The sequence below is a fragment of the Curtobacterium sp. PhB172 genome (assembly GCF_003752545.1).
Taxonomy (GTDB): Bacteria; Actinomycetota; Actinomycetes; order Actinomycetales; family Microbacteriaceae; genus Curtobacterium.
This window is the reverse complement of record NZ_RKIF01000006.1, coordinates 275,651-296,204: the sequence shown is the minus strand read 5'-3', so window position 1 is coordinate 296,204 and position 20,554 is coordinate 275,651. Positions and strand designations below refer to the sequence as shown.

At 72.1% G+C, this 20,554-nt stretch carries 20 protein-coding genes; 3 read left to right on the top strand and 17 right to left on the bottom strand.

Translation table 11 applies throughout. From position 1 onward, the window contains the following. Positions 1-6: 6 nt before the first annotated feature. On the bottom strand, positions 7-1,587 hold the full coding sequence (locus EDF42_RS05730) for an RsmB/NOP family class I SAM-dependent RNA methyltransferase (RefSeq protein WP_260235146.1): 1,581 nt from the start codon (positions 1,585-1,587) through the stop codon (positions 7-9). Next, positions 1,584-2,519: a methionyl-tRNA formyltransferase gene (locus tag EDF42_RS05725; RefSeq protein ID WP_123671713.1), complete on the bottom strand. Its 936-nt coding sequence runs from the start codon at positions 2,517-2,519 to the stop codon at positions 1,584-1,586. The genes EDF42_RS05730 and EDF42_RS05725 overlap by 4 nt, the downstream gene beginning before the upstream one ends. A gap of 96 nt (positions 2,520-2,615) precedes the next feature. Between EDF42_RS05725 and EDF42_RS05720 the strand changes: the two genes are divergently transcribed. Further along, complete coding sequence (locus EDF42_RS05720; RefSeq protein ID WP_123671712.1) at positions 2,616-3,071, top strand: DUF4383 domain-containing protein; 456 nt, start codon at positions 2,616-2,618, stop codon at positions 3,069-3,071. A gap of 80 nt (positions 3,072-3,151) precedes the next feature. Here EDF42_RS05720 and EDF42_RS05715 read toward each other — a convergent pair whose 3' ends face one another. The 14 genes from EDF42_RS05715 to EDF42_RS05650 form a co-directional block, all read right to left on the bottom strand. Continuing rightward, a complete protein-coding gene (locus tag EDF42_RS05715; protein ID WP_123671711.1) occupies positions 3,152-5,158 on the bottom strand; it encodes a primosomal protein N' in 2,007 nt (668 codons plus the stop codon). Between the two features lie 8 nt (positions 5,159-5,166). Then, a complete protein-coding gene (gene metK, locus EDF42_RS05710) occupies positions 5,167-6,378 on the bottom strand; it encodes a methionine adenosyltransferase (protein WP_111083919.1) in 1,212 nt (403 codons plus the stop codon). A gap of 5 nt (positions 6,379-6,383) precedes the next feature. Further along, entirely contained in the window at positions 6,384-6,647 is a 264-nt protein-coding gene (gene rpoZ / locus EDF42_RS05705; RefSeq protein ID WP_114849971.1) for a DNA-directed RNA polymerase subunit omega, read from the bottom strand. Between the two features lie 27 nt (positions 6,648-6,674). After that, positions 6,675-7,613, bottom strand: coding sequence for a guanylate kinase (gene gmk, locus EDF42_RS05700; RefSeq protein ID WP_123671710.1), 939 nt, complete (start codon positions 7,611-7,613; stop codon positions 6,675-6,677). Continuing rightward, positions 7,610-8,494: an orotidine-5'-phosphate decarboxylase gene (gene pyrF, locus EDF42_RS05695; protein ID WP_260235145.1), complete on the bottom strand. Its 885-nt coding sequence runs from the start codon at positions 8,492-8,494 to the stop codon at positions 7,610-7,612. The genes gmk and pyrF overlap by 4 nt, the downstream gene beginning before the upstream one ends. Further along, entirely contained in the window at positions 8,491-11,784 is a 3,294-nt protein-coding gene (gene carB, locus EDF42_RS05690; protein ID WP_123671708.1) for a carbamoyl-phosphate synthase large subunit, read from the bottom strand. Before carB ends, pyrF begins: the two co-directional genes overlap by 4 nt. Next, a complete protein-coding gene (gene carA / locus EDF42_RS05685; RefSeq protein ID WP_123671707.1) occupies positions 11,784-12,983 on the bottom strand; it encodes a glutamine-hydrolyzing carbamoyl-phosphate synthase small subunit in 1,200 nt (399 codons plus the stop codon). Before carA ends, carB begins: the two co-directional genes overlap by 1 nt. Next, positions 12,980-13,543 (bottom strand): hypothetical protein, encoded by a 564-nt coding sequence (locus EDF42_RS05680; protein ID WP_123671706.1) that lies wholly within the window; start codon positions 13,541-13,543, stop codon positions 12,980-12,982. Before EDF42_RS05680 ends, carA begins: the two co-directional genes overlap by 4 nt. Further along, the gene (locus tag EDF42_RS05675; RefSeq protein WP_123671705.1) at positions 13,540-14,898 is read right to left on the bottom strand and encodes a dihydroorotase; all 1,359 of its coding nucleotides are present in this window, start codon (positions 14,896-14,898) and stop codon (positions 13,540-13,542) included. Before EDF42_RS05675 ends, EDF42_RS05680 begins: the two co-directional genes overlap by 4 nt. Then, positions 14,895-15,854 carry an aspartate carbamoyltransferase catalytic subunit gene (locus EDF42_RS05670; RefSeq protein ID WP_123294316.1) on the bottom strand — a complete coding sequence of 320 codons (960 nt, stop codon included), beginning with the start codon at positions 15,852-15,854 and terminating at the stop codon, positions 14,895-14,897. The genes EDF42_RS05675 and EDF42_RS05670 overlap by 4 nt, the downstream gene beginning before the upstream one ends. Continuing rightward, entirely contained in the window at positions 15,854-16,453 is a 600-nt protein-coding gene (pyrR, locus tag EDF42_RS05665; RefSeq protein ID WP_111083911.1) for a bifunctional pyr operon transcriptional regulator/uracil phosphoribosyltransferase PyrR, read from the bottom strand. The genes EDF42_RS05670 and pyrR overlap by 1 nt, the downstream gene beginning before the upstream one ends. Before the next feature lie 24 nt (positions 16,454-16,477). Then, positions 16,478-16,930, bottom strand: a complete 453-nt coding sequence (gene nusB / locus EDF42_RS05660) for a transcription antitermination factor NusB (protein WP_123339715.1) — start codon at positions 16,928-16,930, stop codon at positions 16,478-16,480. Positions 16,931-16,940: 10 nt separating this feature from the next. Beyond that, positions 16,941-17,504 (bottom strand): elongation factor P, encoded by a 564-nt coding sequence (gene efp / locus EDF42_RS05655; protein ID WP_111083909.1) that lies wholly within the window; start codon positions 17,502-17,504, stop codon positions 16,941-16,943. Positions 17,505-17,595: 91 nt separating this feature from the next. Next, complete coding sequence (locus EDF42_RS05650) at positions 17,596-19,287, bottom strand: AarF/ABC1/UbiB kinase family protein (protein WP_123671704.1); 1,692 nt, start codon at positions 19,285-19,287, stop codon at positions 17,596-17,598. Between the two features lie 135 nt (positions 19,288-19,422). Between EDF42_RS05650 and EDF42_RS05645 the strand changes: the two genes are divergently transcribed. Together EDF42_RS05645 and EDF42_RS05640 are read left to right on the top strand one after the other, a co-directional pair. Further along, positions 19,423-19,725 (top strand): hypothetical protein, encoded by a 303-nt coding sequence (locus EDF42_RS05645; RefSeq protein ID WP_123294312.1) that lies wholly within the window; start codon positions 19,423-19,425, stop codon positions 19,723-19,725. Beyond that, positions 19,725-19,904: a hypothetical protein gene (locus EDF42_RS05640; protein WP_123671703.1), complete on the top strand. Its 180-nt coding sequence runs from the start codon at positions 19,725-19,727 to the stop codon at positions 19,902-19,904. The genes EDF42_RS05645 and EDF42_RS05640 overlap by 1 nt, the downstream gene beginning before the upstream one ends. Before the next feature lie 7 nt (positions 19,905-19,911). Here the strand turns inward: EDF42_RS05640 and EDF42_RS05635 are convergent, their stop codons facing one another. Beyond that, positions 19,912-20,526, bottom strand: a complete 615-nt coding sequence (locus EDF42_RS05635) for a deaminase (RefSeq protein WP_123671702.1) — start codon at positions 20,524-20,526, stop codon at positions 19,912-19,914. Positions 20,527-20,554 lie beyond the last annotated feature (28 nt).

Sequence of the window (20,554 nt, the reverse complement as noted above, 5' to 3'; positions counted from 1 at the left end):
ACGCGCTCAGCCCACGCGACGGAACAACGCGATGAACATCGCGTCGGTGCCGACCCGGTGCGGCCACAGCTGCGCCGTGTTGCCGTCCGCGATCTCCGGGTCGCGCGCGGCGACGCCGCGCACGATCGTCGCGGTGTCGAGCTGCTCGAGGACTCCCCCGTGCCGCCCCATCAGCGCGTCGACCTGCCCGCGCGTCTCGGCCAGGTGCGGCGAGCACGTGACGTACGCGAGCGTCCCACCCGGTGCGAGCACCCGGACCGCGGCGTCGAGCAGCTCGGTCTGCAGCGCCGCGAGCTCCTGGACGTCCTCGGGGGTCTTCCGCCAGCGTGCTTCCGGACGCCGACGCAGGGCGCCGAGGCCGGTGCACGGTGCGTCGAGCAGGATGCGGTCGAAGGTCATCCCGGTGCCGTCGCGGCCGTAGCGCCGGGCGTCGCCCTCGACGACGCGGACGTGGTCGCCGAACACCCCGAGGGCGTTCCGCACGAGTCCGGCACGTGCCGGCACGAGCTCGTTCGCGACGAGGGTCGCGCCGCCCTGCTGCGCCTCGGCCGCGAGCAACGCGGCCTTGCCGCCGGGGCCGGCGCACATGTCGAGCCAGCGCTCGCCCTCGCGCACCGCGGACGACCGACTCAGCGCGAGGGCGGCGAGCTGCGAGCCCTCGTCCTGCACGCGCAGGCGCCCGGCGGCGACGCCCGGCACGCGCGCGGGGTCACCGGAGATGCCGCGGATCCCGACGGGCGAGACCGGCAGGGCGTCGGCGGCCGGCACGGGGTCGGCGGTCCGGACGGGAGGCACGGTGCCGGTCGCGCCGTCGGCCTCCGGTTCGTCGTCGGCGGGTACCAGGGCCGCTGGCACGTCCGCCGCGCCCGTCGCGTCGGCGAACGCGGCATCGGCATCGGCGTCGTCGTCTGCGTCCGGCACCGTGCGCGCCGTCGCGGTGGCGATGTCCTCGTCGGTGGCGAGCCCGGGCAGCGCCGCGAGCTGCACCCGGGGCGCGGCGTTGTCGGCGGCGAGCAGGGCGGCGAGCTCGTCGCGGGTGCGTTCGGCGGCGAGGGCGTCGCGCAGTGCCGAGACGACCCAGACCGGGTGCGACCACCGCGTGGCGAGCAGGGCGTCGCCGCCACGGCCCTCGGTGATCTGCCCGTCCCACTCGTCGTCGGTACGCGCGGCGATCTTGCGCATCACGGCGTTCACGAAGCCGGTGGCACGGCGGGCACCGACCTCGCGGGCGAGCTCGACCGTGGCGTCGACCGCGGCGTGCGTCGGGGTGCGCATGGCGAGCAGCTGGTGGGCGCCGAGCCGCATCACGTCGAGGACGTCGGCCTCGATGTTCTCCGGCCGACGACCCGACGCCAGCGCGATGATGACGTCGTAGCGACCGAGCATCCGGATCGAGCCGTAGGTGAGCTCGGTGGCGAACGCGGCGTCGCGCGCGGTGAGGCCGGCACGACGGATGCGTGTCGGCAGCAGCAGGTTCGCGTACGCGTCGTCGACCTGCACGGCACGGAGCACGTCGAACGCGACACGACGGGCGTTCGCGGGGCGGGGACCGCGGCGGGCGCCCCGGGTGTTCGTCGGCTGGCTCATGCGAGGACCTTCCCGTCCAGTTCGCCCAGGCCACGGGCCCAGGCTGCGGCGTCCATCGCCTTCTTGCCGGCCGGCTGCACCTCGAGCAGCGCCAGCGGAGTGTCACCGGTCCCGACCAGCAGCCGACCGCCGTGGAGTGCCAGCGCACCGGGCGCGAGGTGCGGGGCGGGGTCCGCGGGGCCTCCTGTCAGGCGGTTGCTGCGGAGCAGCTTCACGCGGGTCTCGCCGAGGTGGGCGTACGCGCCGGGCTCGGGGGTGACTCCGCGCAGACGGGCGTGCACGACCGCAGCCGGAGCGTCGAAGTCGATGCGCCCGTCGTCGATGGTCGTCTTCGGTGCGAGCGTCGGCTCACCGGTCTGCTCGGTCGCGACGGCCGTGCCGGCGGCGATGTGGTCGACCACCCGGGCGACGGTCTCGGCACCCGACTCGGCCATGGCGGCGAGGACCTCGCCGGCGGTGGCCTCCGGGTCGATCTCGAACGGGTCCGCCGCGAACACCGGGCCGGCGTCGAGCGCCTCGACGAGCTGGAAGACCGACGCGGCGGTGCGGGTGTGCCCCGCCATCACGGCCCGCTGCACCGGCGCGGCGCCACGGTACGCCGGCAGGTCGGAGAAGTGCAGGTTCACCCAGCCGAGGCGTGGGGCATCGAGCGCCGGGCGGCGGAGCAGCGCCCCGTAGGCGACGATGACACCGAGGTCGACGTCGAGCGCGGCGATGCGCGCGGTGACGTCGTCGTCCACGCGGCTCGCCTCGATGACGGGCAGTCCGAGCTCCGCGGCGACCTGCGCGACCGGCGTCGGCGTCAGCACCCGCTTCCGGCCCTGCGGTGTCGGCGGACGCGTGAGGACCGCAGCGATCTCGTGGTCGGACGCCGCCAGGCGGCGGAGGGTGGGAACGGCCGCAGCGGGGCTGCCGGCGACGACGAGACGCATGGGTTCGATCCTCCCACGCGCGCGCTCGGTGGACTGACCCGAACCGGGCCCGCGCCGGGTGGGTACGGTCTGCGGCACAGCACGAGAGGGGTTCACATGTCCGACGTCACCACGTCCACCGACCGCTTCGCAGGGTCCAGTATTCAGAAGGTCGCGCTGCTCGTCGGCGTCGTGTTCCTGCTCGTCGGGATCGCCGGGTTCGTGCCCGGGCTGACCACGGGCGACCTCGGGGGCGCCGGCCACGGGTCGATGGCGATGCTGCTCGGGGTCTTCCAGGTGTCGGTGCTGCACAACGTCGTGCACCTGTTGTTCGGGGTCGTCGGGGTGCTCGCGGCGGGGTACGCCACCGGTTCGCGGATGTACCTGGTGCTCGGCGGAGTCGTCTACTTCGTGCTCTGGGTCTACGGGCTGTTCACCGCGGGGCACTCGTTCGGCGCGAACTTCGTGCCGCTGAACTGGGCGGACAACTGGCTGCACCTCGTGCTCGCGGTCGGGATGGTCGCGCTCGGCGTGGTGTTCCCGCGCGTCGGTGGGCGGGCCGTGCGGGCCTGACGCTGCTGCCGCGGACTCGGAACGACACCCTCGTCGTCGTACGACGTCGAGGGTGTCGTTCTGCGTCGGAGTCGACCGGGTCAGACCTCGCTGAAGGGCTCGGCGTCGTCCAGCCGGACCCGCAGCGTCGGTGCCGCACGACGCCGATTGCCGCCCTTGAGCACTCGCCGGGTCGACGACCGCCGGATGACCTCGGCCTTCAGGGTCGCCGCGACCTCGGCACCGTGGGCGTACGGGAACCGCACGATCGCCCGGACCGTGCCCGGCAGGGCGTCGTCCTCGACGGGCACCGGGCCGAGCACCGGGCCGGCGGTCGCTCCCTCGAGGGCCTCGACCGCAGCGGTCACGGCCTCGTCGGTGCCGGTCATCGTCGCCACGCGGACCGCCGGCGGGAAGTGCAGCTCGCGCCGATCGGTGAGTTCGTCGTGCGCGGGACCGTCGAGCCGCCAGAGCGCCATCGCCGTCGCGAGCTTGCCGCCGATGCCGACCAGGTACGCCTCGGCCCCGGGAGCGCCCTTCGCGGCGGCGTTCGTCCAGAACCGGAGCACGTCCTCCTGCACGCGCAGCCCTTCGCGCGCGAGCATCTTCTCGCCGTCGAGCAGCAGGACGCACGCGTAGCCCCCGGGCACGTTCGGCTCAGCACCGCGGGTCGCGACGACGACGGAGGGCCGCGCGGGCACCTCGTCGAGCGGGCGCGAGCCGTCGGCCACCACGATCCGGGTGCCGGGGAACGCCCGCCCGAGTTCGTCGGCGGTGCGTTGGGCACCCTGTCCCACGGGCTTCACGGTGCCGTTGCCACACGTCGGGCAGCGGAACCCCACGGCGAGGGCACCGCAGAACCGGCACTGCGGCGTGGCACCGCGATGCGGGCTGCCGAGCGGACCGCCGCAGATCCGGCAGTGCGCCCGCTCACCGCACTCTGCGCAGACCAGTCCGGTGCCGAACCCGGGGCTCGCGACCTGCACGAGCACCGGGCCGTGCTGGCTGGCCTCGCGCGCGGCACGCCACGCGGAGCTCGGGATGCGTGCCTGCGCGGCGTACCCCTCGGCCGAGGTCTGCTGCACGGTCGGGATGACCTTCGGGGTCTTCACCCGGAACGGCGTGACGTCCTGCAGCCAGTGCAGTTCGACGAGCCGCTGCACGTCGGTGCTGCGGGCGTGCGAGAGGAACAGCAGTGCGGCACCCGACTGCGCAGCCCGCACGAGGGCGACGTCACGCGTGTGCACGTACGGCGCGCGCTGCTCGATGAACGAGGCGTCGCCGTCGTCCCACATCGCGATGAGCCCGAGGTCGGTCGCCGGTGCGTACACCGCCGTGCGGTTGCCGATCGCGACGACGGGGTGCGTCCGCGCCTGCAGCAGTGCCTTGGCCCGCTGCCCGTTCGTCTGCTTGGCGTCGAAGCGCACGACCCGTTCCGGCGGCAGCACCGCGAGCAGCGCGCGCTCGAGGTCGATCACGTCGCGGAAGTCGGGGACGGCGATGACGGCGGACTGCTCGCTCGCCAGCGTGTGGGCGGCGGCCTGGGCGAGGGTCGCCGCCCAGCCGGGCACCCAGATCGGATCGGAGTCGCCGTCGCCCTCGTCGCTGGTGGGCCCGGCCAGCGCCACCGGGTGGGGAACCGCGGCGACCGCAGCGCGATCGTGCTCGGCGATCACGCCTTCGAGCATGCCCGGGGTGTAGCCGGTCACCGGCGGTGCGGACACCGGGGGCGGCGACCACGAGTTGTCGCGCGCGAGCCAGGCCTTCTCGGCGCGGACCTGGCGGGTCGGCACGGCCAGGCGCAGGACGTCGGACGCAACACCGGCGGCGCGGTCGGCCACGGCGCGGGCGAGCTTCCAGATCTCCGGCGCCAGGACCGGGACGGGTGACACCAGGGTCTCGATCGCGCTGAGTTCACCCGGGTAGTCGCCCTCGTCGACGATCTCGACGACGTAGCCGTCGGACATCCGGGCCCCGGTGCGGAGCGGGACCTTCACGCGGACCCCCGGCACGCAGTCGTCCTCGAGCTCGGCCGGCACCCGGTAGTCGAACAGACGGTCCAACTGCGGGAGCGGCGAGTCGAGGACGACGCGCGCGACGGTGGTCACGCGGTGCCTCAGACGGCGGCGGTGACGAGCCCTGCGGCGGCGCGGAGTTCCTCGACGCGGTCGAGCTGCTCCCAGGTGAACCCGGGGAGCTCGCGGCCGAAGTGTCCGTACGTCGCGGTCTGTGCGTAGATCGGACGGAGCAGGTCGAGGTCGCGGATGATCGCGGCCGGACGCAGGTCGAAGACCTGGCGGATCGCGGCTTCGATCGTGGCGTCGTCGACGTGTCCGGTGCCGAAGGTCTCGACGTAGAGCCCGACGGGCTTCGCGCGGCCGATCGCGTAGGCGACCTGCACCTCGAGCCGGTCGGCGAGGCCTGCGGCGACCGCGTTCTTCGCGACCCAGCGCAGCGCGTACGCCGCCGAGCGGTCGACCTTCGACGGATCCTTGCCGCTGAACGCGCCGCCACCGTGACGGGAGGCCCCGCCGTACGTGTCGACGATGACCTTGCGGCCGGTGAGTCCGGCGTCGCCCTGGGGGCCACCGATCTCGAAGCGACCCGTCGGGTTGACGATGACGTCGACGTGCGAGGAGTCGAGGTCGACGAGGTCGAGCACCGGACGGATCACGTGCTCGGTGATCTCGGCGGTGAGCTGCTCCAGCGTGACGCTCGGCGAGTGCTGCGTCGACAGGACGACGGTCTCGACGGTCTTCGGCACGACGCCGTCGTAGCCGACGGTGACCTGCGTCTTGCCGTCCGGGCGCAGGAACGCCAGCTCGCCGGACTTGCGCACGGCGGCCAGACGCTCGGCCAGGCGGTGCGCCAGCCAGATCGCGACCGGCATGTACTCGGGGGTCTCGTTCGTCGCGAAGCCGAACATGATGCCCTGGTCGCCGGCACCCTGGCGGTCGAGCGGGTCGACCGCGCCGGTGCGGGAGTCGAGCGACTCGTCGACGCCCTGCGCGATGTCCGGCGACTGCGCACCGATCGACACCTCGACGCCGCACGTGGCGCCGTCGAAGGAGACGTCCGACGAGTTGTAGCCGATGCCCGTGATGACGTCACGGACGAGCTTGGGGATCTCGACGTAGCCCGAGGTCGTGACCTCGCCGGCGACGTGCACGAGCCCGGTCGTCACCATCGTCTCGACGGCGACCCGAGCGTGCGGGTCCACCGTGAGCAGTGCGTCGAGGATGCTGTCCGAGATCTGGTCGCAGATCTTGTCGGGGTGCCCCTCGGTCACCGACTCGGACGTGAAGAGGCGCAGAGCAGCTGCAGTCACCGGGATCAGTCGGAGGGCTGCTGCTGCTTGGTGACGGTGAGCTTGTCCTCGTTGATCTCGTGGAGAGCCACGGACAGCGGCTTGTCGTCGATCGTCGAGTCGACGAGCGGGCCGACGTTGTCGAAGAGCGAGCCCTCGTGCAGGTCGGCGTAGTAGTCGTTGATCTGACGCGCACGCTTGGAAGCGAAGATGACGAGCGCGTACTTCGACTCGACCTTGCTCAGCAGGTCGTCGATGGGCGGGTCGATGATGCCCTGGGGGTTGGCCATGGAGTCTCCTCGTCGTCGGTGCACCCGTCAGGGCGCAGAGAACAAGTCTACGACCTGTCGTGCCGCGGTGCCGACATCGGAGTTCACGATGCGGACGTCGAACTCGTCCTGGGCGGCCAGTTCGACCTTCGCGGTGTCGAGTCGACGCGCCTGTTCCTCGGGCGACTCGGTGCCGCGGCCGATGAGTCGACGCACCAGCTCTTCCCACGTCGGGGGCAGCAGGAACACGAGCACGGCCTCGGGCATGGCGTCACGGACCTGGCGAGCACCCTGCAGGTCGATCTCGAGCATGACCCGCTCGCCGGCGTCGAGCGCTCGGTCGATCGGCGGCCGCGGGGTGCCGTACCGGTACGAATTGTGCACCGTGGCCCACTCGAGCAGTTCGCGCTCGCGGATCATCCGGTCGAACTCAGCGTCGTCGACGAAGTAGTAGTGCACGCCGTCGACCTCGCCCGGGCGGGGCTTCCGGGTGGTGGCGGAGACGCTGAGGTTCACGTCCGGGTACTGCTCGCGGATGTACGCGCTCACCGTGCCCTTGCCGACCGCCGTCGGCCCGGCGAGGACGACGAGCTTCGAGGCACCGCGCTTGCGACCGCGGGCGGCGAGCCAGTCGGCCAGGGCCGTGCGCTGCCGGGTGCCGAGGCCCCCGAGGCGCTTCGACGGCGCGATGCGCAGCGTGCCCATGATCGACTCGGCACGTGCCGGACCGATGCCGGACAGGCTGACGAGCAGGTCGCGCACCCGGAGCGAGCGCTCCGCCGAGGTCGTGTCGACGAGGGCGTCATCCCATGCAGACCGTGCGACCTCGAGCGCCGAGCGCTCCCCCGACGCGATCGCAGACTTGACCGCAGCCCGGGCGCGTCGCGCGGCGACCGCTGCCTGGGCCGCCGCGACGCGGTCGACCTGCGGTGGCGTGCGGTGGGCCGGCAGGTCGGTGCCGTCGGTGCGGTCGCCGTCGGTGGTCATGCTGCGGCCCCGAGGGCGGCGCGGATCCGGTCGGCGCGGTCGGACACGAGTGCCGCGACCCCGTCCGGACCGTCGGTCAGCAGACCGCGCGACTCGCTGACGAGCACCTGTTCGGCGCGCGCACCGTACAGCGCACGGAGGTCCTCGATCCGGGCGCCCTGGGCACCGAAGCCCGGGGCGAGCACCGGCGCGGTGCCGATCGCGTCCGCGTCGATGCCGAAGTCGTCGAGGTGAAGGGTCGCGCCGAGCACGAGCCCGACGTCGCCGAGGGCCTGTTCGCCCGCGGCCCGGTTGTCGTCTGCCACGTCCAAGACGATACCGGCAGCCACGGACCGCCCGGCACGCGGGCCCTCCGCCAGGACCGCGGTCTGCAGCACCCGCGCCTCCGGGTTGCTCGTCGCGGCGAGCACGAAGACCCCGGCACCGTTCCGTCGAGCGACGTCGACCGTCCCGCTGAGCGAGCCGTAGCCCAGGTACGGCGACACCGTCATCGCGTCGGCCGCGAACGGCCCGTCACGGGCGAGCCACGCGAGCGCGTAGTCGTCACCGGTCGAGCCGATGTCGCCCCGCTTCACGTCGGCGACGACCAGGAGGCCCGCATCGCGTGCCCGACGGATCGTCGCGTCGAGCGCGCGGTAGCCCGCAACCCCCGCCGCCTCGAAGAAGGCGATCTGCGGCTTCACGATCGCCGCGCGGCCGGCGGCCGCGTCGACCAGGGCCGCACCGAAGGCGGTCAGGCCCTGCTCGTCGCGGCCGAGCCCCCACGCCGCCAGGGTGGTGGCGTGGGGGTCGATGCCGACGCAGAGCGGTGAACGCTCGCGCATCGCGGACGCGAGCCGATCGCCGAAGGAGGCCGGGCCTCCCGTGTGCCCCTCGCTCACCAGGTGGCGCGCTCCCGCGCGTAGTCCTGCAGGCTCCGGACGTTGAGTGGCGTGCCGATCGTCTCGATCGCCGCGACCGCCGCACCGATCTGCGCGATCGTCGTGAACAGCGGCTTGTCCGCTGCGACCGTGGCCGCACGGATCTCGTACCCGTCCGCACGACCGGCGGCACCGGACGGCGTGTTGATGACGATGTCGACCTCGTTGCGCGTCAGCAGGTCGACGACGCTCTCGCCGCCCTGGCTGTACTTGCCGACGATGCCGACCTCGATGCCGTTGCGGCGGAGGATCTCCGCCGTGCCCTCGGTCGCGATGATCGTGAAGCCGAGCTGCTGCAGGCGGTGCACTGGCAGCACGATGGCGCGCTTGTCGGTGTCCGCGACGCTCACGAAGACCGTGCCGCTGGTCGGCAGGCCGCCGTACGCGGCGTCCTGCGACTTGAGGAACGCCCGCGGGAAGTCGCGGTCGATGCCCATGACCTCGCCGGTGGAGCGCATCTCGGGGCTGAGGACCGAGTCGACGACCTGGCCCTCGCGGGTGCGGAAGCGGCGGAAGGGCAGGACGGCCTCCTTGACGGCGACCGGCGCCTCCATCGGGACGAACGCCCCGTCGCGTGCCGGCAGCATGCCCTCGGCGACGAGCTCGTCGACGCTGGTGCCGGTCATGATGCGGGACGCGGCCTTGGCCAGCGCGATGCCGAGCGCCTTCGAGACGAACGGGACCGTGCGGCTGGCGCGCGGGTTCGCCTCGAGGACGTAGAGCACGCCGGCGCCGATGGCGAACTGGACGTTGAGCAGCCCCTGCACGCCGATGCCGCGGGCGATCTTCTCGGTCGCGTCGACGACGCCCTGGATCTCGGCACGGCCGAGGCCGACCGGGGGCAGGGTGCAGGCGGAGTCGCCGGAGTGGATGCCGGCCTCTTCCAGGTGCTCCATGATGCCGCCGATGTAGAGCCGCTCACCGTCGAAGAGCGCGTCGACGTCGATCTCCACCGCGTCGTCCAGGAAGCGGTCGACGAGCAGCGGGAGCTCCGGGCCGATGATCGCCTGGTCGGCCATCCGGTCGAAGTAGTCGGCGAGCGACGGGGAGTCGTACAGGATCTCCATGCCGCGGCCGCCGAGCACGAAGGACGGGCGGACGAGCACCGGGTAGCCGATCTCCTCGGCCACGGCGGTCGCGCTCGCCAGGTCGTGGGCGGTGCCGTTGCGCGGCGCGAGCAGCCCCGCGGCGTCGAGGATGGCGGAGAACTGGCCGCGCTCCTCGGCGGAGTCGATCGCCGTCGGACTCGTGCCGAGGATCGGGATCCCCGCCGCCTCGAGCGGCTTCGCCAGGCCCAGGGCGGTCTGCCCGCCGAGCTGCACGACGACGCCGACGAGCTCGCCCGACGCCGCCTCGGCCTCGATGACCTCGAGGACGTCCTCGGCCGTGAGCGGCTCGAAGTACAGGCGGTCCGAGGTGTCGTAGTCGGTGGAGACCGTCTCGGGGTTGCAGTTGATCATGATCGTCTCGAACCCGGCGTCGCTCAGCGCGAAGGACGCGTGCACGCAGGAGTAGTCGAACTCGACGCCCTGGCCGATGCGGTTCGGGCCGGAGCCCAGGATGACGACCTTCTTGCGGTCGCTCGCGACCACCTCGGTCTCGGCGTCGTACGACGAGTAGTGGTACGGCGTCAGGGCCGGGAACTCGCCGGCGCAGGTGTCGACGGTCTTGAAGACGGGGCGGATGCCGAGGGCGTGCCGGTCGTCGCGGACCTGCTGCTCGCTGACCCGGCGCTCCGGGGTGCTGCGCAGCGCCGCGATCTGGGTGTCGCTGAAGCCGTGCTCCTTGGCCCAGCGGATGGTGTCCGCGTCGAGCTCGTCCGCGGCAGCGACCTCGGCGGCGACCTCGTTGATGAGCACGATCTGGTCGATGAACCAGGGGTCGATCTTCGTGGCGTCGAAGACCTCGGCGGCGGTGGCGCCGGCGACCAGGGCCTGCTGCACCGTGACGATCCGGCCGTCGGTGGGGACGGACGACTTCGCGAGCAGGGCGTCCTTGTCGAGCTCCGCCGCCGGGGTGTCCCAGTGGAAGCTCGAGCCGCGCTTCTCGAGCGAGCGCAGCGACTTCTGCAGCGCCGTCGCGTAGTTGCGGCCGATGGCCATCGCCTCGCCGACGCTCTTCATCGTCGTGGTGAGCGTGGCGTCCGCCGCGGGGAACTTCTCGAACGCGAAGCGCGGGGTCTTCACGACCACGTAGTCGAGCGTCGGCTCGAAGCTGGCCGGGGTGACCTTCGTGATGTCGTTCTGGATCTCGTCCAGGCGGTACCCGATGGCGAGCTTCGCGGCGATCTTCGCGATCGGGAAGCCCGTGGCCTTCGACGCCAGGGCCGACGAACGGGAGACGCGCGGGTTCATCTCGATGACGATCAGGCGGCCGTTCGACGGGTCGACGGCGAACTGGATGTTGCAACCACCGGTGTCGACACCGACGCGGCGGATGATGTCGATCCCGATGTTGCGCATGTTCTGGTACTCGCGGTCGGTGAGCGTGAGCGCCGGTGCGACGGTGATCGAGTCGCCGGTGTGCACGCCGACCGGGTCGACGTTCTCGATCGAGCAGATGACGACGGTGTTGTCGTAGTTGTCGCGCATCAGCTCGAGCTCGTACTCCTTCCAGCCGAGGATCGATTCCTCGAGCAGGACCTCGGTCGTCGGGCTGGACTGCAGCCCGTCGCCGACGAAACGGACGAGCTCGGCTTCGTCGTACGCGAAGCCCGAACCGAGACCACCCATGGTGAAGGACGGGCGGACGACGAGCGGGTAGCCGAGGTCCTTCGCGAACTCCTTCGCCTCTTCCAGCGTGTGGGCGATGTGGCTCCGGGCCACGTCGGCGCCGGACTCGAGCACGAGCTCCTTGAAGAGCTGGCGGTCCTCACCGCGCTGGATGGCGTCCACCTTGGCGCCGATGAGCTCGACGCCGTGCTTCTCGAGGATGCCGGCCTCGTCGAGCGCGATCGCAGCGTTCAGGGCGGTCTGGCCGCCCAGCGTCGGCAGGACGGCGTCCGGCTTCTCGATGCGGATGATCTCCTCGAGGCACGCGTTCGTGATCGGCTCGATGTAGGTCGCGTCGGCGAAGTCGGGGTCGGTCATGATCGTCGCCGGGTTCGGGTTGACGAGGATGACCCGGACGCCCTCGGCACGGAGGACACGGCACGCCTGGGTGCCGGAGTAGTCGAACTCGGCGGCCTGACCGATGACGATCGGGCCGGAACCGATGACGAGGACGGAGTTGATGTCTGCGCGCTTGGGCATCAGTTCGCTTCCTTGGTGATGTCTGCTGCGGGAGTGGTCGCGTCGGCGGTGGCCGCGTCGAGCGGCTCCCCGTCACGTCGCGCGCGCACCAGGTCCGCGAACCGGTCGAAGAGGTACATGCTGTCGTGCGGACCAGCGGCGGCCTCGGGGTGGTACTGCACGCTGAACGCGGGCACGTCGAGCGCCCGCAGGCCCTCGACCACGTCGTCGTTCAGTGAGTAGTGCGAGACCTCGACGCGGCCGAACCCGGCCGGCGACTCGAGGACCTGCCCCAGGGGAGCGTCGACCGCGAAGCCGTGGTTCTGGCTCGTGATCTCGACCTTGCCCGTGGTGGTGTCGAGCACCGGCTGGTTGATGCCGCGGTGACCGAAGGGCAACTTGTAGGTGCCGAAGCCGAGCGCGCGGCCGAGCAGCTGGTTGCCGAAGCAGATGCCGAAGAACGGGCGACCGGTCCGCAGGCTGCCCTGCAGCAGTTCGACCTGGGCGTCCGACGCCGCGGGGTCCCCGGGGCCGTTCGAGTAGAACAGGGCGTCCGGTGCGAGCTCCTCGAGCGCCGCAGCGGAGATGTCCTGCGGCACGACGTGCACCTCGAAGCCGCGCTGGGCGAGGTAGCGGGTGGTCGATGCCTTCACGCCCAGGTCGAGCACGGCCAGCCGCCCGATCTGCTCGCCCTCGGCCGGCACGACGTAGGTCTCCGGGGTGGACACGATCGCCGAGAAGCTCGCGCCGGCCATCGTGGCCTGCGACCGGACGGCGTCCAGCTGCTCCGACTCCGACAGCTGCGCGTCGGCGCCGCTGAACACGCCGCCCTTCATGGCGCCGGCGTCGCGGATCCGGCGAGTGAGGGCGCGGGTGTCGATGCCGGAGATCCCGACGATGCCGTCGCGCACCAGGTGGTCGTCGAGCGACGCGTTCGCGCGGTGGTTCGAGACCACGCGGCTGGGGTCGCGCACCACGTACCCGGCGACCCAGATGCGACGGGACTCCGGGTCCTCGTCGTTGACGCCGGTGTTGCCGATGTGCGGCGCGGTCTGCACCACGATCTGGCCGGCGTAGGACGGATCGGTCAGCGTCTCCTGGTAGCCGGTCATGCCGGTCGCGAAGACCACCTCGCCGAGCGTGCGCCCGCGGGCGCCGTAGGCCCAGCCGTCGTACCGGGTGCCGTCTTCGAGGACCAGGACGGCCCGTTCGCGTGTCATGCTTTCTTCCCTTCGCCCGCGGTTCGCGGGGCATCGGCCGCAGTCGCCTGCGGCCCGGTCTCGGTCAGTCCCTGCAGGGCGAGCAGCGCGGCTGCGTCGCCCTCCGGGAACCGGAAGTACGTGTCGAGGTCCGTCGCACCTGCGGCGCCGGTCGCCGTCCATCGCAGACGGACCAGTCCCCCGGGCTCGACCACCCGGTCGATCGCCCACGTCGAGCGGTCGGCCCCGCGGACCGCAGCGCGTGCGATCCAGCGGTCGTCCGTGCCGGCGAGTCGCAGGACCACACCGGTCTCGTGGACGCGCACGCCGCCGCGGCCGCGGAAGCCGAGTCCGCCGGCGGTGATGCGTTCCAGCGGCTGGTCGGCACGGGTCGTCGCGACGGAGAAACCGTCCCAGGACCCGACTTCCGGTCCGATCGTGGTCGGGACGGGGACGGGAGGCACGGATTCCGCCTGCTTCCTGGTCCGCGTCCGCCAGGTGCGCGCCATGGCGACGAACAGCGCGGCCACCGCGAGCAGGATCACCCCGCCGAGCAACCAGCGCGCGGCGTCGCCGCTCATGCGCGCGCCCCCGTCCGGAGTGCCGCGGCGTGCGCGGCGACCGTGTCGGCGTCGACGAGACGGCCGTCGAGCACCGTCGGCGCGCCCAGGTGGAACGTGGCGACGACCCGGCCGGGCAGCGTCATGCCGAGGTACGGCGAGTTCTGCGACTGCCCGGCGAGGTCGGCGACCGCGAACTCGCGGCTGGCCGTCGGGTCGTAGAGCGTGATCTCGGCGGGCGCGCCCTCGGCGATGCGCTGACCGTGGCCCTCGACCTGGCCGATGCGCGCGGGCGCCTCGGACAGGACCCGGGCGACGTCGGCCCAGTCGAGCTGCCCCGACGCGACGACGGCGGACTGCACGACGCTCAGCGCCGACTCGAGGCCGACCATGCCGTTCGCCGCCGCCGGCCACTCGCAGCACTTCGCCTCGGCGGTGTGCGGTGCGTGGTCGGTCGCGACGATGTCGATGGTGCCGTCGGCCAGGGCGGCGCGCAGGGCGTCGACGTCCTCCTGGGCACGGAGCGGCGGGTTCACCTTGTAGCGGGCGTCGTACCCGGGGGCGCCGTCGTGCCCGGCGATGAGGTCCTCGGTGAGCACGAGGTGGTGCGGGGTGACCTCGGCGGTGACGTCGATGCCGCGGGACTTGGCCCAGCGGATCACCTCGACGCTGCCGGCGGTCGAGACGTGGCAGACGTGCAACCGAGCCCCGACGTGGTCGGCGAGCAGGACGTCGCGGGCGATGATCGCCTCTTCCGCCACGGCCGGCCAGCCCGCGAGCCCGAGCTCCGACGACAGCCGGCCCTCGTTCATCTGCGCACCGATGGTCAGGCGGGGCTCCTGCGCGTGCTGCGCGAGCACCCCGCCGAAGCCCTTGATGTACTCGAGTGCGCGGCGCATGAGGAGCGGGTCGGCCACGCAGGAGCCGTCGTCCGAGAAGACCCGGACCTTCGCCCTGCTCGTCGCCATGGCACCGATCTCGGACAGGTGCGTGCCCTGCAGCCCCTGCGACACCGCGCCGATCGGGCGGACCGTGACGTATCCGGCGTCGTCGCCGAGTGCCTGCACCTGCTCGACGACCCCGGCGGTGTCGGCGACCGGGCTCGAGTTCGCCATCGCGTTGACGGCGGTGAAGCCTCCGGCCGCCGCGGCGCGCGAGCCGGTGAGGACCGTCTCGGATTCCTCGTGACCGGGCTCGCGCAGGTGGGTGTGCAGGTCGACGAGACCCGGCAGGGCGATGAGCCCGTCGGCGTCGACGACCGTGGCACCGCTCGCGTCCACGCCGGAGCCGATCGCCGTGATGCGGCCGTCCTGCAGTCGGATGTCGGCGCGCGAGCCGTCGACCAGCTGCGCGCCGCGGATCAGGTGAGCGGTCATGCTGCGGACTCCTTCGGTTCGGTGCCGGTCAGGGCCAGGTAGAGGACCGCCATGCGGACCGAGACGCCGTTCTCGACCTGCTCGACCACGGTGGAACGGGGGTCGTCGGCAGCGACGCCGGCGATCTCCAGCCCGCGGTTCATCGGACCGGGGTGCATGATCAGTGTGCGCTCGGACAGCCGCGCGAACCGCGCAGCCGTCAGGCCCCAGTGCCGCGTGTACTCGCGCGGGTTCGGGAAGAACGCGTCGTCCATCCGCTCCTGCTGGATCCGGAGCGTCATGACGACGTCCGGGTCCTCGGCCAGGGCGGCGTCGAGGTCGTGGTGCACCGCGGCTCCGAACGGCGTCGTCGTCGCGGGCAGGAGCGTCGGCGGTGCGGCGAAGGTGACGCTCGCGCCGAGGGTCCGGAGCAGCCACGCGTTCGACCGGGCGACGCGGCTGTGCAGCACGTCGCCGACGATCAGGACCCGGACGCCGTCGAGGCCCTGGCCGCGCGAGCCGGCACCGTGCAGGCGACGGCGCATGGTGAAGGCGTCGAGCAGTGCCTGCGTCGGGTGCTCGTGCGTGCCGTCGCCGGCGTTCACCACGGGGACGTCGATCCAGTCGGCGTCGGCGAGCACGCGCGGCGCACCGGACGAGCCGTGCCGCATGACGATGCCGTCGATGCCCATCGCGCCGAGGGTCTGCACGGTGTCCTTGAGGGACTCACCCTTGGAGACGCTCGAGCCCTTGGCCGCGAAGTTGATGACGTCGGCCGACAGGCGCTTCGCTGCGGCCTCGAACGAGATGCGCGTGCGGGTCGAGTCCTCGAAGAACAGGTTCACGACCGTCTTGCCGCGCAGGGCCGGGAGCTTCCGGACCTCGCGCGTGTTGACCTCGGCCATCTCCTCGGCGACGTCGAGGATGTGCACGGCCTGGTCGCGCGACAGGTCGGCGGTGGAGAGCAGGTGCCGCATCACGCCACCCCCTGCTCGATGAACACGGTGTCGTCGCCGTCGGTCTCGGACAGGTGCAGGGTGACCCGCTCGTCCGAGGCGGTGGGCAGGTTCTTGCCCACGTGGTCCGCGCGGATCGGCAGCTCGCGGTGGCCGCGGTCGACGAGCACGGCGAGCCGGACGGCGCGCGGCCGGCCGATCCCCTGCAGGGCGTCGAGCGCTGCCCGGACCGTGCGGCCCGAGTACAGGACGTCGTCGACGAGCACGACGACCTTGCCGTCGATGCCGCCGGCGGGGATCACCGTGCGGTGCGGGGCCCGTCCGATGCCGTGGCCGAGGTCGTCACGGTGCATGGTCACGTCGAGCGTGCCGACCCGTTCGGATCCGATGCCCGCCCGAGCGGACTGCCACTCGGGCTCGATGTCCGCCAGGACGCGGCCCAGCCGTTCGGCGAGCACGGCGCCCCGGGTCGGGATGCCCAGGAGGACGAGGTCCGAGCCGCCGTGGTTGGCCTCGAGGATCTCGTGTGCGATGCGCGTCAGAGCGCGCGTGATGTCGGGTTGCTGCAGGACCGTTCTGGTACCCACGTCGACCCCCTTCCCCGCCTCACTGGACGGCATTAAAGGATGCTGACGTGCACAAGCCTAGCGGGACTCCTGGTCCCCTGCGACCGTCCGACCGGACGGTGCACGACCGCCGGCGACGGCTCCGAGGACACCGTTCACGAAGCCCGCGGAGTCCTCGGTCGAGAGCGACTGGGCGAGCTCGACGGCCTCGGCGATCGCGACGGCGTCGGGCACCTCCGGGTTGAACCGGAGCTCCCAGACGGCCATCCGCAGGATGCAGCGATCGAGGACCGGCATCCGGGCGATCGACCACCCCTGGGCGTGGTCGATGATGACGGAGTCGATCTCGTGACGGGCCTCGTCGACGCCCGTCACGATCTGCCGTGCGTAGTCCCAGCTCGAGGCGCGCTCGGGCTGGTCCAGGTGGCGGACGGTCTCGGTGGCCAGGACGTCCGCGATCGGGAGCTCACGCACCTCGGCCACGTACAGCATGTCGAGGGCGCGCTTGCGGGCCTTCGAACGAGCACTCATACAGCGTCGCCTAGGAGTTGACGCGGCCGAGGAAGCTGCCGTCGCGCGTGTCGATCTTCACCGTGGTGCCGCTCTCGAGGTAGAGCGGGACCTGGATGCGGTGGCCGGTCGCGATGATGGTCGCGTCCTTGGTGCCACCGGAGGAGCGGTCGCCCTGCAGGCCCGGCTCGGTCTCGACCTCGGTCACGATGGACGTCGGGAGCTCGACGTAGAGCGGGTTGCCCTCGTTCATCGCGATGGTGACCATCGCGGACTCGAGCAGGTAGTTCTTCGCGTCGCCGACGACCGTCGCCGAGACCGGGATCTGGTCGTAGGTGTCGGTGTCCATGAACACGTACGAGTCGCCGTCCTCGTAGAGGAACTGGTAGTCGCGGCGGTCGACCACGGCGGTGTCGATCTTCGCACCGGCGTTGAAGGTGCGGTCGACGACCTTGCCGGAGACGACGTTCTTCAGCTTGGTGCGGACGAACGCGCCACCCTTGCCGGGCTTGACGTGCTGGAACTCCACGACCGACCACAGCTGGCCGTCGATGATGAGAACGGCGCCGTTCTTGATGTCAGTGGTACTGGCCATGAGTCTTCGGTGTCCCGTTCGGTCGTGTTGTGAAAGGTCTTCGGGCCGCGCTGGGCCCCGGACGAGTGTAGCGGACGCCCGCCCGTCGCCATCAGCGCCGTCGCCGGGCGCGCCAGGAGTCGATCGCCGCCCAGCCGAGCAGCACCACGGCCGCTCCCCCGAGCAGTGCCCCGGCCACCGCGGTCGAGATCGCCGCGTCCGGTCGGGCGGGCAGCGCCAGGTAGACGATCGCCAGGATGCCGGCACCGGCGCCGAGCAGCACGAGCAGGATGCGCCGGATCATGCCGGACACGAGCTCGCGGTCGCGGCGGTCCGCGAAGAGCCGGATGTTGACGGTGAACTTGCCCGTCTCGATCGCCTCGCCGATCCGGTCGACCCGGCGCGGCAGCCGTCGGGCCGCGGAGACGACGCCGATCAGCTCCCTCGCCGCCAGGTCGCGCAGCTTGCCGGGGCGCAGCTGGTCGGTGATCTGCTCACGGGCGAGCCCGCGGGACTCCTCGAGCAGGTCGAACGAGGGCGCGAGCGTCCGGAGGGTGCCCTCGAAGATCGCCAGCGCCCGCGCGGCGGCGACGAAGTCCGCCGGCGCCTTGAGCCGGTACCGCCCGAACACCTCGACGGCGTCGTCGACCGTCTCGACGCCGATGCGCGCGCCCGGTCCGAGCTCGTCCGCGACGAAGCGCGCGATGTCCCGACGGAAGTCGGGCTCGTCGTGCGCGTCGCGCACCGGTGCCATCCGCAGGACCGCATCGGCGATCCGCGAGGTGTCGTCCTGCAGGTAGGCGACCAGCAGGTCCTGGACCGTGTCCCGGAGGGTCGGGTCGAGCCTCCCGACCGATCCGAAGTCGATCAACGCGGGCCGCCCATCGGGCAGCACCAGGACGTTCCCCGGGTGCAGGTCGGCGTGGTAGAGGCCGTCGAAGACGACCTGTCGCAGGAACGCGCGCAGGATCGCGCGCATCGGGCCGTCGAGGTCGCGGTCCGCACGCTCGGCGCGGATCGCGCTGAGCGTGTCGCCCTCCAGGAACTCCATCACGAGCACGCGGCGCCCGGACAGGTCCGGGTACGGGTCCGGGAACCGGACCTCGTCCGGACGGGCGCTGCGGGCCTGTGCGGCGCGCAGGGCGGTGAGGTTCCGCAGCTCCGAGACGAAGTCGACCTGGCGGACCAGGTCGTCAGCGTACTGCGCGGCCACGTCCTGCACACCGACCTGCCGGGCCTCGGTCGACCAGCGCGCCATGAAGCGGACGACACGGAGCGCGATGTCGACGTCTCGGCGGACGGCGGCGTCGATGCCGGGGCGCTGCACCTTGACCGCGACCGCGGTGCCGTCGGGCAGGCGGGCGCGGTGGACCTGGGCGATCGAGGCCGCGGCGACGGGCACCGGGTCGAAGGACGCGAACACCTGGTCGACCGGTGCGCCGAGTTCCTGTTCGAGCAGGGCGAGCACCTGGTCGGCGGGGGCGGCGGTGACGTTGCGCTGCAGGTGGGCGAGGCCCTCGGTCCACTCCTCCGGCAGCAGGTCGTCACGGGTGGAGAGCAGCTGGCCCATCTTCACGAACCCGCCGCCGGCCTCTTCCAGCGCACGGCGCAGGTGCTCGGCCTGACTGCGGCGCAGGTCGGAGGTGGCCGGGTCGTGCGAGAAGTCGAGGCGACGGAACGGGACGAGGCGGTGGCGTCTCGCGATCGACAGCAGTTCGGTGAACCGGCGGCCGCGGGACCGGAGGGTGCCGCTGTCGGCCTCCTGCGAGCCGGACAGGTCGCTCAGTCGGGGTGGGTTGGGCACGTCGTCAGTCTGCTCCCCGCTGCTGGGTCCGCCGGGTGCGCCCGTTGTCGTGCACAGGCCGGGAGGCGCGGTCCGGCATCCACAGGTCGGCTCGCGTGTCGCGTCGGGTCGCGCCCACTGCCGCAGGCTTGCCCCATGGAGACAGCACTGGTCGCGGCGTGCATCGCCGCCGGCGCGGCGATCGTGGCGGCGGTCGTCAGCTGGTTCGGGGCGTTCCAGAGCCGGCGGACGACCGATCGAGAGCACGCCTGGAAGCGGTTCACCTGGTCGCTCGCCCAGCCACGAGGCGGCCGTGCATACGACATTTCGAGAACTGTGCTCCGGGAACTCGAGACCGTACGGTGGTGGTCGAAGGCGGACCGACGGCTCGCCACTCGTGCACTCCGGAGGCGAACCGCCGCCGATCACGTCCACCCTGAGGAAGAGGAGTCCACCTGATGCCGATCTTGCGACCCTTGCCGGATGCGCCCGACGTGGATGCGGACGACGACGTGCTCTTCGCGTGGGACAACGGAGCCACCGTCGCGGAGTTCCGGGAATGGCAGCGGACCGGCGTCCTCACCGTCTCGATGCACGTCAAGTGGTGGTGGCGACGGACGCGGCGGGTGTTGCGCTGACGCCGGGTCAGGCACCGCTGCCGTTGTAGCGCGCGGTGGCGCCGGACTCGACCAGGTCGCGGTAGCGCTCGAGCGCCGTCTCGGCACCGGTGCCGTGCTCCTGGTGCACGTCGATCCCCCGAGCAACGAGCTGCTCGCGCCAGTCCCCCGGCACCGGACCCTCGTCGAAGCCGGTGATCCGCTCGACCGTGGCTCCGTCGGCGGCGAACTCCAGCGCGGAGACCCCCGACCACAGCAGGGCGCCGAGGCACATCACGCACGGTTGGGCGTTCACCACGAGCACACGCCCGTGGCCGACGTCACGGCCGAGGTTCCAGGCTCCCGTCCGAGCCTGTGCGAGTCCGAGGGTGACGACCTCGGCGTGCATCGACGACAGGTTGGTGTGCAGCACCAGGTTCACCCCGAGGGCGACGACCGCGCCGGTGTCCTCGTCGACGACGGCCGCCGCGAACGGACCGCCGGTGCCCTCCTCGACGTTCCGTTCGGCGAGGGCGTTCACGAGCGCGAACCGCTCCGCACGGGTGCCGAGGTGTTCCGGAGCAGCGGCCTGCGCGTCGCGGAGCCAGTCGGGGACGCCGACACGGAGCTCGGTCGGGAACGGGGCGAGGGCTGCTGCAGACATGCGGCGACGCTAACGGCGCATCGTTTCG

Coding starts and splice junctions, on each gene's coding strand:
- EDF42_RS05730 (WP_260235146.1), bottom strand. CDS start 1,587: ATGAGCCAGCCGACGAACACCCGGGGCGCCCGCCGCGGTCCCCGCCCC.
- EDF42_RS05725 (WP_123671713.1), bottom strand. CDS start 2,519: ATGCGTCTCGTCGTCGCCGGCAGCCCCGCTGCGGCCGTTCCCACCCTC.
- EDF42_RS05720 (WP_123671712.1), top strand. CDS start 2,616: ATGTCCGACGTCACCACGTCCACCGACCGCTTCGCAGGGTCCAGTATT.
- rpoZ (WP_114849971.1), bottom strand. CDS start 6,647: ATGGCCAACCCCCAGGGCATCATCGACCCGCCCATCGACGACCTGCTG.
- gmk (WP_123671710.1), bottom strand. CDS start 7,613: ATGACCACCGACGGCGACCGCACCGACGGCACCGACCTGCCGGCCCAC.
- carB (WP_123671708.1), bottom strand. CDS start 11,784: ATGCCCAAGCGCGCAGACATCAACTCCGTCCTCGTCATCGGTTCCGGC.
- carA (WP_123671707.1), bottom strand. CDS start 12,983: ATGACACGCGAACGGGCCGTCCTGGTCCTCGAAGACGGCACCCGGTAC.
- EDF42_RS05680 (WP_123671706.1), bottom strand. CDS start 13,543: ATGAGCGGCGACGCCGCGCGCTGGTTGCTCGGCGGGGTGATCCTGCTC.
- EDF42_RS05675 (WP_123671705.1), bottom strand. CDS start 14,898: ATGACCGCTCACCTGATCCGCGGCGCGCAGCTGGTCGACGGCTCGCGC.
- EDF42_RS05670 (WP_123294316.1), bottom strand. CDS start 15,854: ATGCGGCACCTGCTCTCCACCGCCGACCTGTCGCGCGACCAGGCCGTG.
- pyrR (WP_111083911.1), bottom strand. CDS start 16,453: ATGCCGTCCAGTGAGGCGGGGAAGGGGGTCGACGTGGGTACCAGAACG.
- nusB (WP_123339715.1), bottom strand. CDS start 16,930: ATGAGTGCTCGTTCGAAGGCCCGCAAGCGCGCCCTCGACATGCTGTAC.
- efp (WP_111083909.1), bottom strand. CDS start 17,504: ATGGCCAGTACCACTGACATCAAGAACGGCGCCGTTCTCATCATCGAC.
- EDF42_RS05645 (WP_123294312.1), top strand. CDS start 19,423: ATGGAGACAGCACTGGTCGCGGCGTGCATCGCCGCCGGCGCGGCGATC.
- EDF42_RS05640 (WP_123671703.1), top strand. CDS start 19,725: ATGCCGATCTTGCGACCCTTGCCGGATGCGCCCGACGTGGATGCGGAC.
- EDF42_RS05635 (WP_123671702.1), bottom strand. CDS start 20,526: ATGTCTGCAGCAGCCCTCGCCCCGTTCCCGACCGAGCTCCGTGTCGGC.